Source organism: Virgibacillus sp. NKC19-16 (assembly GCF_021560035.1).
Taxonomy (GTDB): domain Bacteria; phylum Bacillota; class Bacilli; order Bacillales; family Amphibacillaceae; genus Virgibacillus_L; species Virgibacillus_L salidurans.
This window is the reverse complement of record NZ_CP074373.1, coordinates 1,760,274-1,774,865: the sequence shown is the minus strand read 5'-3', so window position 1 is coordinate 1,774,865 and position 14,592 is coordinate 1,760,274. Positions and strand designations below refer to the sequence as shown.

Below are 14,592 nucleotides of genomic sequence, written 5' to 3'. Positions count from 1 at the left end.
TCCTTACTCCGCAGCTATTGTACATACAGACATACGATCTTCTTTGATCCAATCCTGTACGAAATCATTCACTTCTTGAAGTGTTATGGACTGTAGTGTAGGAATCACTTCAAATAGATCAATATCAAGCGTATGGTAATGAATATACTGGTTTGCAATAAATTCCAAAGAGTTCATTGCTCGTAATAATTGACCGATTTGTTTTTTCTTCATTCGCTCAAATTCTTCGGTTGTAATTGATGCGGTGTTTGTTGACAGTAATAATTCCTTCACTTTAGCTGCGAATTTATCCGGTCGGTCTGTATTACTGCCAACTATAGAATATCCAAAATTCTTCTCTAAATTGGTCTCGAAAAAGAAACTGCCGTCAATAAGCTCTTCATTATATAACTCCTGATAGAATGTTCCGCCTTTTGAAAAGTAATGATCTATAATCATACCTTGCAGTAAATCCTTTTTCAAAAATGCCTCACCCTTTAATTCATCGGATGATTCCTTAATTCCAATTGTACATTTTGGTATAGATACCGGCATAACAATTTTGTTTTCTTTCACAGCAACTTCTGCTGATTCATCCGGAAATTCCCTTTCTATTTGATCCATCGTCTTAAAATCTTTTGCTTGCTGATTGGATTGAATTAAATTCATCATGCTATTTTCATCAAAATTACCAGCAATAAATAATGTCATATTCTCCGGATGATAAAAGGTATTGTAACATGTATATAAATCGTCTTTAGTAATGGTGTTAATTGATTCGACCGTACCTGCTATATCTATATTTACAGGATGATTTTGAAACAGAGATTTAATCGTTCCCATAAATAATTGTGAATCCGGCTGATCATCATACATCTTAATTTCCTGTGCAATAATTCCTTTTTCCTTTTCAACTGATTCCTCTGAAAAATAGGGATCCTGAACGAAATCAATCAGCGTTTCTACATTTTTTTCGATGTGATTTGTTGCAGCGAATAAATAAGCCGTTTTCGTAAACGATGTATAAGCATTAGGAGAAGCGGCCTGTTTTCCAAAATCCGCAAAAACATCCCGGTCCTCTTTTTCAAATAATTTATGCTCCAAAAAATGAGCGACCCCTTCTGGAACTGTGATTTTTTCGCTCTCTCCAATCGGTGTAAACGTTTGATCAATCGATCCGTAATTTGTTGAGAACACGCCGTACGTTTTAGCCATTTCTCGTTTTAGCAGTAAATAAACGGATAAGCCATTATCAAGCTTCGCTGAATATAAGGTTTCAGAAATATCGCTGTAGATTTGTTTATTCACCAGACTTTCCTCCCTCGCTTGTTAATAAATAAACCGTATCTTCTTCTATTTTATTCGCAACTGAGATTACATTGTCTTTCGTTACTTTTTTTATATTAGTAATTAACTCTTCAGGGTCTAATTCTTTATCTGCCAACACTTGTTGATAGAGAAGTTCGATTAAGCCTTGTGGATTATCCATTGTTTCCAATAACTGATTAATAATTAATTCTTTCGTTTCATTTAATTCCGTTTCCGTAAAGTTCCCATCTTTCATTTCCTTCATCTGTAGTTTTATAATATCTCTGGCTTTTTCAAAATCGCCTGGAGCAATACCGCTTAAAACAAATAATAGACCTTTATGACTTTCAAATCGGGACGCCGCATAGTAAGCCAGACTGTTCTTTTCTCTCACATTGATAAATAGCTTTGAACTGGGAAACCCGCCAAAAATGCCATTAAAAACTTGAAGCGCAAAATAACCTTCATCACGGAATATCGTGTTTGTCCGGTAACCTATATGCAATTTTGCCTGTTGAATCTTTTGTTCTTCAATAATTTCTTTTGGCTGTGTACTATTTTTATTTACTACGCTTTTTTGCTGTGATTTTAAATCTTTCGTATTTCGTTTCATGGATCCTGTGATTTTTTCCTTTACTTCTGCTTCGTCAAAATCACCCAGTACGTAGATATCCAGCTGATCCTCTGTAAGCATCGCTTGGTAATAGTCATATAATGATTCTTTCGTTATATCATTTAGGTCCTCTTCATAACCGTGTACATGCAGCTGGTAGGGTTCGCCTTCGCACATTTCGTCGATTAAACGCATATTTGCATAGCTCATTTTATTATCTTTAATCGCATTCATTTTTTGTCTTAATGTGTCTTTTTCCCGATTAAAGGTTTTCTCATCAAAGGAATTATTAGAAGCATTCGGATGAAATAAAAGTTCACTCATTAATGAAATTCCCTCATCAATAATAGATGATTCTTCTGGGATGAATTTTTCATTTGCAAGCTCCAGACGAATGCTGATCACGTGATTTTCTCCTTTTTTAGCTCGATCAATGGAAAGTACTGCTCCATATAATTCATCTAATTTCAGCTGGAGTTCCTTTCTGCTCGGATAGCTTTTCGTTCCTTGTTTTAAAATATAAGGAAGTAGTGCTCGATTGGTTATTGTCTCACGCGTTAGTGGGGCTTTTAACTTAACCACAACATTCATTGTTTTATACTTTTTACTTTGAATGAAATGGAGATTCAGCCCATTTTCATTGACTTTCTTTTCTTCAACTTTATTCATTAAACATCCTCCAATGCTATAATCACCTTTATTCTGCACATTTTTACCATTCGTCATCCATTATAAACAAAAAAAGACTGACTTGCTATTGATTGGATAACAAGTCAGTTCACGATTCATTATCTACTTCCTTTAATATACGGTTCCCCGTTTGCTCTTGGGGCTTCAGCACGACCGATAAACCCTGCTAAAGCAAGAATAGTCAGAACGTATGGGGCAATTAACAAGAATACCTGTGGCACATCTGCAAGAAGTGGAATACCTCCACCGATAACACTTAGACTTTGGGCAAAACCAAAGAACAATGCTGCGCCCATTGCTCCCAGTGGGTGCCACTTCCCAAAAATAACTGCTGCCAGTGCCATGAATCCCTGACCGACAATCGTAGCATGGGAAAAGTTTAGGGCGATTGTAAGCGCAAAAACAGATCCGCCTAACCCTCCCATTGCACCTGAAACAATAACAGCTATATAGCGCATTTTGGAAACATTAATGCCATTTGTATCTGCAGCCATTGGATGCTCTCCGACAGCACGTAAACGTAAGCCAAATGGAGTCTTATAAAGTATAAACCATGCCACAAATGCGAGTATAATTGCAAGATAGGATGATACATATATATTTTGGAACAATATGGGGCCTATGATTGGGATATTAGCCAATATAGGGATATCTGTCGTATAAAATGGTTGGGAGACCATATCCGTCTGTCCTTTTCCAAACCATTGCTTTGTCAAGAATACACCTAAACCTAATGCTAAAAAGTTTATTGCTACACCGCTAACTACTTGATTTGCCCTGAAGGAAACAGAAGCAACCGCATGGATAATTGAAAATATCGCAGAAATAATTGTCGCAATAATAATGGATATCCATGGTGTCCAAACACCAAAAACGTCAGCAAATGTTAGGTTAAATACAATCCCCACAAAGGCTCCCATTACCATTAAACCTTCTAAACCAATGTTTACTACGCCGGATCTTTCACTAAATACGCCTCCTAGTGCCGTAAATATCAGAGGGGCTGAAAAGAAAAGTGCTGGTGGAATAATCGATTGTAATAGCTCAACGAATCCCATTTATTTTCCCTCCTTTTTAAAGCGAAGTATAAGCAGGCGAATAATATAACTTGATGCAATAGAGAAAATAATTAGCGCAATGATGATATCTACTAATTCAGTAGGTACCCCAGCTTCTGTTGGCATGTTTAAAGCACCAACCTTTAGTGCGCCAAATAAAAAAGCTGCCAGGACCACACCTATAGCGGTATTTGCCCCTAACAAAGCAACAGCTATCCCATCAAATCCTAAGTTTGTAAAACCATTTTGGACAGTTATATGTTGAAACGTTCCCAAACCTTCCATAGAACCTGCTAACCCAGCAAAAGCTCCCGAAATAACCATAGCAAGTATAATATTTCTTTTAACACTCATACCAGCATATTTTGATGCATGTTGGTTAAAGCCAACAGATTTAAGTTCGTACCCGATTGTCGTCCTTTCAATAATAAACCACATCAATATCGCTATAAGTAAAGCAATCAAAATCCCGTAATGTATACGTGAAAAATACGTTAATCCTTGCAGCCATTCCGATGCGAGTGAAGCAGAAGCAGCAACATTCTCTGTTTTATCCTCATTATCCGATAGCACACTTCTTACGATAGCATTTGAACTATACAATGCTACATAATTCAACATAATAGTTACAATAACCTCATGTACGCCTAAGCTTGCTTTCAGGAGCCCAGGTATAAACCCCCAAAGGGCACCTGCAAGTGCTGCAGCAATTATAGCTATTGGTAAGTGAATATAGATTGGTGCGTCCATAGAGATGCCAATCCAAACCGCTGCCAGCCACCCGACAATCACTTGTCCTTCTGCACCAATATTAAATAACCCTGCTCGAAAGGCAAACGCTACGGCAAGACCAGTTAATAGTAGTGGTGTTACTTGTCGGACTGTTTCTCCAATAAAGTACAGGTCCCCAAAGGCGCCTTGCCATAACGCTACATAACCATCAATCGGATTATAACCGAAGATAAGCATGATAATAGCGCCAGCAAAAAGACCAATAAATACAGAAATAAGCGGAACGAGTATGTTAAACATTTTATTGGACGTCATCAGTCCCCACCCGCCTTTTCCTTCTTACTTCCGGCCATTAATAATCCTAACTCCCGCTCATTTGTTTCCTCCGGTTTCAGATCAGCCACAATTTTCCCATCAAAAACCACTGCGATACGATCACTTACATCCAATATCTCATCTAACTCGAAAGAGACTAATAAAATAGCTCTACCTTTATCTCGTTCTTCAATCAGTTTTTTATGAATAAATTCGATGGCTCCAACATCCAATCCTCTTGTTGGTTGTGAAGCAATTAATAAATCAGGTGAGCGATCTATTTCACGACCAATAATCGCCTTTTGTTGATTACCGCCTGATAGAGACCTGGCAGGTGTATATGTACTTGGTGTCCGAATATCATATTCTTCAACAAGCTTGCTTGCTTTTTTATCTATATTTTTATAATTAAGTACACTATTTTTGGAAAATGGTTCCTGATAGTACGTTTGCAGGACCATATTCTCACCAATTGGAAAATCAAGTATCAGTCCAAACTTATGACGGTCTTGTGGAATATGAGCAACACCACTTTCTGTTATTTTACGTGGCGGGAAATTCTTTATATTTTTATTATTTAATTGGATGGATCCTGATTCTGATTTTGTTAACCCGGTTATTGCTTCAACTAATTCCGATTGTCCATTCCCATCAACTCCAGCTATTCCTACTATTTCACCGGCACGTACTTCCAGATTCAGTCCCTTTAACATATCTACCTTTCTGGAATCTTTCACAACTAGTTTATCAACCTTAAGAACTTCCTCTTTCGGATTAGCAGGTTTCTTTTCCAATTGAAAACTAACTTCGCGACCAACCATAAGAGATGACAGTTCAGTCACTGTAGTGTTTGCTACATCCAGCGTGTCGACCCCTTTCCCTTTACGGATAACTGTACAGCGATCACATATCCGCATAATCTCCTTGAGTTTATGTGTAATTAAAATAATTGACTTATCTTCTGCGATTAATGATTTCATTATTTCCATTAATTCAGTGATTTCCTGTGGCGTTAAAACAGCTGTTGGTTCATCAAGAATTAATATGTCTGCACCACGATAAAGTGTTTTAAGAATTTCTACACGCTGTTGCATTCCTACAGAAATATCACTGATCTTTGCACCTGCATTAACCTTAAGTCCATACTTATCCGACAGGGCTTGTACTTCTTTTTCTGCTTTTTTAATATTAATCTTCCCATTTTTAGTAGGTTCACTTCCAAGGATGATATTTTGCGTTACAGTAAATGGCTCTACTAACATGAAATGCTGATGTACCATTCCAATTCCAAGGTCATTTGCCACATTTGGATCGGTAATATTCACCTTCTCCCCTTTTATTCGGATTTCACCTCTATCAGGTTGGTATAAACCAAAAAGTACATTCATTAATGTAGATTTACCAGCACCATTTTCACCTAGCAAGGCATGAATTTCGCCTTTTTTTAATTGTATTGTTATGTCATCATTAGCAACAACACCAGGGAATTCTTTACGTATGTTTAGCATTTCAATCACGTGATCCACCATTGTTCACTCCTTTAATGAAAAGCGTCGTGTTCAGTAGAACCTTTGGTAGCAAAAATAGTCGTAAAGGGATGAAAAAGGCCGGCTCATCCAGCCTTTTTCTGTACATTTACAATGTCTCTAAATATGATTCCAATTCATCATGCGTTTGCGGAACTTCTACATCGCCATTCTTAATTCTCTCTTCCCAATCCTCTACCTCAGTTAAAATATCATCAGTAAGTGCTTCTTCATTTGTAGTTGCGATACTTACACCCTCGTCTTCTAATCCGAACTCGAGCACCTCTCCACCAGGGAATTCACCATTAAGTCCCAGATTACTAACTTGCTGCACAGAGGTGTCAACACGTTTAACCATAGAGGTAAACGTTACATTATGATCCCCGATTGCACCTTCTTCATGCTGGTCACGATCAACCCCGATCACCCATATTTCACGCTCCGGATCGTTTTGTTTAAGATCTTTTGCCTGTGCAAACACGCCATTACCTGCAGCACCAGCAGAATGATAAATAATGTCAGCACCATCATTATACATACGCGTTGCAATTAATTTCCCATCATCTGAGGAGCTAAAATCACCCACGTATTGTGCATCCACTTCAATATCCGGATTGATAGATTTGACGCCAGCGATAAAGCCTGTTTCAAATTTATTTATTAAATCTGAATCGACACCACCGACAAATCCTATCCGATCGGTATTTGTTTTCAATGCTGCAGCAACACCTGCCAGAAAGGATCCTTCATGCTCAGCAAACGTAATGCTTGCTACATTCGGTGCATCAACCACAGTGTCAACGATTGCAAAGTCTGTATCAGGATTTTGTTCAGCTATTTGGCTAACCGCATCCTCCAACAAGAAACCGATTCCAAAAACTAGATCGAAGTCATTGCGAACCAGACGTGTCAAGTTTGGTAAGTAATCGGAAGCTTCATTGGATTGTGCATAATCATACCCTTCACCTTCAGCAAGACCATGCTCTTCTCCCCATGCTTGTAATCCTTCCCATGATGATTGGTTAAATGATTTATCATCAACTCCACCTTCATCTGTAACCAAAGCTGCAGTATAATCAGATGATTCACCTTCAGTAGCTTCGCTTTCATCCGTATCATCTCCGGAGCTCGCAGCATCTTCATCAGCTCCTCCACATGCACCTAAAACAATAGCTAGACTTAAGATTAAAGCAAATATTAAAATAAATTTACGGTTGTTCATTCGATATACCCCCTAATTTTTTTACTGATAAAATGGACAACATAAATGCAGATAATACATACGCTTAGTTTTGCTGCTGACCACCTCCCTAGTTAATATGAAAACCTTTACAACCATTTCCTTAAAACATAGAAGCTATATACATCGGGCCGACAAAATACAACTGGTTCATTGTCTGCGCTTCTAATTCGTTCAATATTTTAAATATTTTGTATATATTTCAGAGAGAACTTTACTTGGTCATCTTCTGTCGGTTCAAGAATTTCTGTTGTTAGATATTAGGACCCAGCTCTTCTTCCTGACTGCTCTATCATGTAAATGACACTATTTAGTTGTTGTTCGATTCCTAAAGAGAAAATTAAAAGAGAATCGACCTCTGACGTATGACTCTATCTCCGTCATAATTATACCATTTTTCAAAAAATAATAAATAGATTTAGGAAAAAATTATTATGTTTCAACATAATTTGATAAAATCAGCTTAGGTATAAAAACTCGCTAAAAAGACAGTATAAACCAAATTTATTTTGGCTGTATACTGTCTTTTATGCAGTTACTTATCTATTTATGAAGATCTTTCTTCAGCGTTGTCCTCGGAAACCAATACGGTTCTCGGTTTACTTCCTTCATAAGGTCCTACAATTCCTCGATCCTCCATAGCATCGATTAAACGAGCCGCCCTTGTATAACCGATTCGAAATCTTCGTTGTAGCATGGAGACACTGGCACTTTGCATTTCTATTATAAGTTGAACGGCATCATCATATATTTCATCATCGACTTCCTCGGAAACTTGACTTGTTTCCTCGGGTATCATTTCTTCCTGATACGCAGCTTTTTGCTGATCAATACAGTGGTCAACGACCCGTTCTACTTCCGTATCCGATAAAAATGCTCCTTGTACCCTGAGTGGTTTGGAGGCACCAACCGGATGGAATAACATATCCCCACGGCCTAATAGCTTGTCAGCTCCGCCTGCATCCAAAATGGTACGTGAATCTATTGCAGAAGAAACACTAAAGGCAATTCGTGATGGTATATTTGCTTTAATAACACCAGTAATAACGTCAACAGATGGACGCTGTGTCGCAATGATTAAATGAATACCAGCAGCACGTGCCATTTGTGCAAGTCTAGTAATTGAGTCTTCTACATCGCTTGACGCTACCATCATTAAATCTGCTAGTTCATCTACTAATACAACAATATATGGTAGATTTGGTTGTGCTTCTGTCTCATCAACTGTTTGATTATATTTTCGGATATGCTCATTATAACCTTCAATATTACGTGTTCCGGTATCGGAAAATAAGTCATATCTTCTTTCCATTTCAGAAACAACTTTTTTCAATGCTCTTGATGCCTTTTTCGGGTCTGTAACTACAGGCGCAAGCAAATGTGGTATACCATTATATACATTTAACTCCACTTTTTTCGGATCAATCATCATCATTTTAACCTCATGTGGCTTAGTTCGCATTAAAATGGTTGTTATTATACCGTTTACACACACACTTTTACCACTTCCTGTTGCACCTGCTATTAGTAAGTGAGGCATTTTATTTAATTCGGATACAATAGCATCTCCCGAAATATCACGACCTAATGCGAATAACAGTTTGGAATCTTGATTATTCATTCTGTTATCCAATACTTCACGAAGCGATACCATGGCAATCTCAGAATTTGGAACCTCAATTCCTACAGCAGATTTACCTGGGATCGGTGCTTCTATCCGAATGTCTTTTGCAGCTAACGCAAGGGCCAGGTCATCATGCAAACTAACGATTTTACTGACTTTCACCCCTGCCTCCGGGTACACCTCATACTTCGTCACTGCAGGACCTACATGGACTTTGGTAATTCTAGCTTTCACACCGAAACTAGTAAACGTACGTTCCAGTTTCCGTACGGTTGCCTGGATCTGCGATTTTTCTTGCTGCTGTGAATTATGAGCCGGTTCAGCTAGTAAAGATGGTGACGGTAATTCGTATTCATGGTTTTCTGATTCGGTCATCGCCATGTTCGTAATCGTTTCATCTGCACCCTCTTCTTCGTTTTCATTCATCACAGATTTATTAGGTTCTGGATCGGGCGAAGAATAAGCTATGTCTGTAAAGTCTTGGATTAATGGTTCTTCATGGGCAACATCGTTCTTCGTCTTCTCAGCAGATTCTGTTTCAAATTGTTTTTCATCTTTGCGCGTATTCTTTTCCATTCTAGCATTCTTCCATCTTGACCAATAATCGCTAAGTAAGGCCTTTATCTTTTTCCACACGTTAGAGAAAAAGTCCCCCAAAGATAATTCAGTCATAAAAATAACACCTATAATGATAGAAAACGCGGCAACAATTTGTGCACCTGTTGAGGAAAATAAATAGTAACTAAATGTAAAAAGAAGTCCACCAACCATACCACCACCTGTTTGCACAGCTGTACCCTGCCCATTTATATAGGAAATGAAATTATCCCATGTTGCTGCGAGGATGGAAGTATCTCCAACGGTTACAAGTAGACTTTCCATTGTTTGAATATGTGTTAACAATAATATCCCTGCAAATAGAATATAAAAACCGATGATTTTCTTATTTGTAAAATCGGGGAAACGTCTTTTAATTAATAAAATGATTCCTGTAACAAGTAAGAATATGGATGCCACAAAATACCAGACACCTAAAAATAGTCGAAAGATTTGCTCCAGTCCACCAGGGATTGCTCCATCGCTGATAGCACTTGCTCCACTCCCAAATATAGCGAGAAATACAAATAATAATCCTAACAATTCCAATTTTACTTGTTTTTTTAGTTTGTTATTTCTTCGCTTTTTTCTTTTCTTAGCCATTTTTTCACCTCTATTATTAATAGGCTATATATAATGAATAGTAAACCCCTGCCTAAAAAATGGCAAGGGTTATAATCATTATATCATAAAAACACTAATTAATAGGGTAAGATTTTTCCAGGCGTATATTTCTCATCCAAAAAATCTTGAGGATTTGTCGACATTAACTGCAGTAGTTGATAAGACCCGTCATTCGTCTCCTCTACATATAATGATCTTCCTTCATGGGAAATCACATGCCTGCTTGAGAATGAATCAGCTGATTGCGGGAAAATCTCTGCTTCTGACATAGGGGTATATAATATCATTGTATCACCTGGTCCTGTGTATCTTTATTTTCATCGATTAGTTCATTCACCTTTTTCATTGCTTCATTTACACCGCCAACACCATCAATCAATCCATATTCAACTGCATCTGTTCCAATCACGTTTGTACCAATATCTCTCGTTAAATTCCCCTTAGCAAACATCAGTTCTTTGAATTTTTCCTCTTTTATATTGGAATGATTTGTGACAAAATCAATCACTCTATCCTGCATTTTATCTAGGTATTCAAAGGTCTGCGGAACCCCAATCACTAGACCATTTAAGCGAACTGGGTGGATCGTCATAGTTGCTGTTGGTACAATATAGGAATAATCAGTTGCTACAGCAATCGGAACTCCTATGGAATGCCCTCCGCCTAATACAATAGACACAGTTGGTTTGGAAATGGAAGAAATCATTTCTGACAATGCTAATCCCGCTTCAACGTCCCCACCTACTGTATTCAGCAAAATAACCAGACCTTCAATTTTAGGGTTTTGCTCAATTGCAATTAGTTGAGGGAGTAAATGCTCATATTTGGTTGTTTTATTTTGTGGTGGTAATTGTACGTGACCTTCCACTTGCCCAATGATTGTAAGGACATGAACATTGGTATCCGGAACTTGCGGTACATTTGACTGTCCTAATTGTTGAATTTTTTGTACCAATGCTGAATTATTTTTTTCTTCTTCATTTTGATCCTCTTTTTTTCCTGGTTCCTTATCCATTTTCGAACACTCCTTCTTGAATTTAATCATTCTATAGGTAGTATGAACGTAAATAGACAGTTACATGCGAAATAAAAAATATCGGCCAATTACAGCCGATATCTTCTTAATTATCCATTATTTCTTTTAACACTTTTTCTTCTGCTTCAGAAAGGGGAAGCAGTGGCAAGCGTACATTTCCTGTATCAATGCCTTTCATTTGCAATGCTGCTTTTACCGGGGCGGGAGATGGTACGTTGAATAACCCTCTCATAAGCGGAAGCATTTTTCGATGGTTGGAGGCCGCTTCTTCCGTTTTACCCACGCGATAGCTCTTTATCATGTCTTGTATTTCGTTACCTGAAATATGGGAGGCAACTGAAATAACACCGTCAGCACCTATTGCAAGTAGCGGCAATGTTAACGCATCCTCTCCGCTGTATACGGTGAAATCATCACTCGTACCCTCAATTACCTCTGCAGCCAGATCCAAGTCCCCAGATGCCTCTTTTAACGAAACAATATTATCAATCCTACTTAATTCTATAATGGTTTCTGCATTTATTGTTACAACAGATCGTCCTGGAATATTATATAACATCACAGGCAGTGTGGTTGCCTCAGCAATTGTTTTAAAATGTTCATACATACCACGTTGAGATGGTTTATTATAATATGGTGCTACAATCATCACTGCATCGACGCCCGAATCTTGCGCCTCTTTTGTCAAAGCGATGGATGCAAATGTATCATTGCTACTGGTGCCAGCTATTACTGGAACACGCCTATTTACAACCTTAACAACATGTTTAAACAAGTTGATTTTTTCCTCTATTGACAGCGTTGGTGATTCACCAGTAGTACCATTGATCACAAGCCCTTCTGTACCATTATCAAGTAAATACTCAATAAGTATCGAAGTTTGCTCATAATCAATGCCACCTTCTTTGCTAAATGGTGTTACCATCGCCGTCAATACACGACCAAAATTCATTTTATATCAACTCTCTTTTATATAAATTGGTTTACTACTTAATCCAAACACATCGTGCAAGGCATTTACAGCCGATTTTAAATTTTCACCATGAACAAGTATCCATATTGTCGTATGGCTATCTGCTGATTGTAATATCTGTACACCAGCATTGGTAAGTGCCTGCACAATGCTTGAGACAACTCCTGGGATCCCTGTCATACCGGCACCAACCGCAGAAACTTTAGCACATCCTTCTGTAATCTCCGGATGAAAACCAAGCATTTCTAAAATATGGACCGCTTTTTTTGTGAAAGCTTCCGGAACTGTATAAATGACACCACTTGGTGAAATATTGATAAAGTCGACTGAAATTCCGGCTTCAGCCATTGCTTTAAATACCTCTGACTGCATACGATGTGGTTTCTCCTTTGTTTGGAGTTTTATTTGTGTAATGGATGTCATATGAGCGATACCTGTTACCTTTTGGTCAGTAATATCCGTACCTGTTTTGGAAGAGGTAACTAATGTCCCTGTATCTTGTAAGTAAGTCGGCCTTATCCGCATCGGGATACCAGCCTGCATGGCAATTTCTACTGCACGTGGATGAATCACTTTTGCTCCCTGATATGCCAAGTTACAAATTTCAGTATACGTAACAACATCCAGTTGCCGTGCGGAATCTACAACACGCGGATCTGCAGTCATAATACCATTTACATCCGTAAATATTTCGATACGCTCTGCAAGTAATGCAGTACCAAGTGCTGCTGCGCTCGTATCACTACCTCCACGACCAATTGTCGTTATCTCACCTGTTTCGGTTTGTCCTTGAAACCCCGCAACAACGACAACATCATTATTTGCCAATTCATTTAGAATACGAGCCTGGTTTATTTTTTTAATTTTCGCCCGGTTAAAATCATCTGTAGTCAAAAATCCTGCTTGTGCTCCAGTTAATGCTGTTGCAGTTATATGATGTTTTTTCAATTCATTTGATAGAACTACTGCAGAAATGGTCTCCCCGCATGACATAAGCAAATCAAGCTCGCGACTTGAGCTATAATTTGAAGGGAAATCAACTAAACCTAATAATGTATCTGTTGCATAAGGATCAGGCTTTTTCCCAAGCGCCGATACGACAACAACGAGTTTATAATCCATCATTAATGCTTCCTTGATATGTTTGACTACATGCCCTCTGTTTTCCTTGGATCCTACAGAAGTTCCACCAAATTTTTGAACCAATATCTGCATTATAACACTACCTTACAGCCATTTATTTTGAATTAAACTTTCCGCTATTTGTATGGTATTCCAAGCAGCACCTTTCAGAAGATTATCGGAAACAACCCACATATGGAATCCTTTATCATTATCTAGGTCTTTTCTCACACGACCAACGAAAACAGCTTCTTTATCTGCTGCACTTAAAGGTGTAGGATAAGTTTGTGTTGTAGGGTCATCTTCCAATACAATACCATCAGCATTATTTAAGACCTTCCAAAGATCAGTAACGGGCAAACCTTCCTTTTCTACCTCTATATATATACTTTCTGCATGGGACCTAAAGATAGGCAACCGAACACAAGTGGCAGCAACCGGAAGTTCGGGTGTATGCATAATTTTCTTTGTTTCATTAATCATTTTCATTTCTTCAAACGTATACCCGTTTTCCTGAAACACATCGATTTGTGGAAGTGCATTAAATGCAATCGGATAATGCCTTTCACCATCTTTTACAGGTAGTAAATCTGCTTTCATTTCTTCATTAGCTGTGTACTGTTTGATTTGTGTATCCAATTCCCCGTTCGCTTTTTCCCCGGCACCTGATACTGCCTGATACGTTGATACAATTACGCGCTCAATGCCATAAGCATCCTGCAGTGGTTTTAATGCTGCTACCATCTGAATAGTAGAACAATTCGGATTAGCGATTATCCCTTGATGGTTTTGAATATCTGATTGATTAACTTCTGGTACAACGAGCGGTACATCTTTATCCATTCGGTATGCACTTGTATTATCAACAACGACAGCACCATGTTTTACTGCTTCAGGAACCAATTGCTTCGAGACAGATCCACCAGCTGAAAATAAAGCAATATCCACTCCGGCAAAACTATTAGGAACCGCCGCTTCTATTGTTATCTCTTTTCCCTTAAACTGTATCTTCTTTCCTGCTGACCTTTCCGAAGATAAAAACTTTAATTCGTTTATTGGGAAGTCCTTATTTTCTAAGATTTGTATTATTTTCTGTCCCACTGCACCGGTTGCTCCTACAACTGCTATATTGTATGCTGTTTTTTCTGTCATTTA

12 protein-coding genes are annotated in these 14,592 nt (G+C 38.2%); all 12 read right to left on the bottom strand.

All coding sequences use genetic code 11. The features are described from left to right. Positions 1-3: 3 nt before the first annotated feature. The gene (yfmH, locus tag KFZ58_RS09135; protein WP_235794489.1) at positions 4-1,287 is read right to left on the bottom strand and encodes an EF-P 5-aminopentanol modification-associated protein YfmH; all 1,284 of its coding nucleotides are present in this window, start codon (positions 1,285-1,287) and stop codon (positions 4-6) included. Further along, positions 1,280-2,569 (bottom strand): EF-P 5-aminopentanol modification-associated protein YfmF, encoded by a 1,290-nt coding sequence (yfmF, locus tag KFZ58_RS09130; protein ID WP_235794488.1) that lies wholly within the window; start codon positions 2,567-2,569, stop codon positions 1,280-1,282. The genes yfmH and yfmF overlap by 8 nt, the downstream gene beginning before the upstream one ends. Positions 2,570-2,688: 119 nt before the next feature. Then, positions 2,689-3,648 carry an ABC transporter permease gene (locus KFZ58_RS09125; protein ID WP_235794487.1) on the bottom strand — a complete coding sequence of 320 codons (960 nt, stop codon included), beginning with the start codon at positions 3,646-3,648 and terminating at the stop codon, positions 2,689-2,691. Then, positions 3,649-4,695, bottom strand: coding sequence for an ABC transporter permease (locus KFZ58_RS09120; RefSeq protein ID WP_235794486.1), 1,047 nt, complete (start codon positions 4,693-4,695; stop codon positions 3,649-3,651). Continuing rightward, positions 4,695-6,221 carry an ABC transporter ATP-binding protein gene (locus tag KFZ58_RS09115; RefSeq protein WP_235794485.1) on the bottom strand — a complete coding sequence of 509 codons (1,527 nt, stop codon included), beginning with the start codon at positions 6,219-6,221 and terminating at the stop codon, positions 4,695-4,697. The genes KFZ58_RS09120 and KFZ58_RS09115 overlap by 1 nt, the downstream gene beginning before the upstream one ends. Positions 6,222-6,330: 109 nt before the next feature. Then, a complete protein-coding gene (locus KFZ58_RS09110; protein ID WP_235794484.1) occupies positions 6,331-7,443 on the bottom strand; it encodes a BMP family lipoprotein in 1,113 nt (370 codons plus the stop codon). A 565-nt stretch (positions 7,444-8,008) separates the two neighbouring features. Further along, positions 8,009-10,285: an FtsK/SpoIIIE family DNA translocase gene (locus KFZ58_RS09105; RefSeq protein WP_235794483.1), complete on the bottom strand. Its 2,277-nt coding sequence runs from the start codon at positions 10,283-10,285 to the stop codon at positions 8,009-8,011. 98 nt (positions 10,286-10,383) lie between these two features. Continuing rightward, positions 10,384-10,575, bottom strand: a complete 192-nt coding sequence (locus KFZ58_RS09100) for a YlzJ-like family protein (protein WP_235794482.1) — start codon at positions 10,573-10,575, stop codon at positions 10,384-10,386. Positions 10,576-10,589: 14 nt separating this feature from the next. Further along, on the bottom strand, positions 10,590-11,321 hold the full coding sequence (locus KFZ58_RS09095; RefSeq protein WP_235794481.1) for a ClpP family protease: 732 nt from the start codon (positions 11,319-11,321) through the stop codon (positions 10,590-10,592). 106 nt (positions 11,322-11,427) lie between these two features. Next, the gene (gene dapA, locus KFZ58_RS09090; protein WP_235794480.1) at positions 11,428-12,294 is read right to left on the bottom strand and encodes a 4-hydroxy-tetrahydrodipicolinate synthase; all 867 of its coding nucleotides are present in this window, start codon (positions 12,292-12,294) and stop codon (positions 11,428-11,430) included. A gap of 6 nt (positions 12,295-12,300) precedes the next feature. After that, positions 12,301-13,530, bottom strand: coding sequence for an aspartate kinase (dapG, locus tag KFZ58_RS09085; RefSeq protein WP_235794479.1), 1,230 nt, complete (start codon positions 13,528-13,530; stop codon positions 12,301-12,303). 12 nt (positions 13,531-13,542) lie between these two features. Continuing rightward, positions 13,543-14,589, bottom strand: coding sequence for an aspartate-semialdehyde dehydrogenase (gene asd / locus KFZ58_RS09080; RefSeq protein WP_235794478.1), 1,047 nt, complete (start codon positions 14,587-14,589; stop codon positions 13,543-13,545). Positions 14,590-14,592 lie beyond the last annotated feature (3 nt).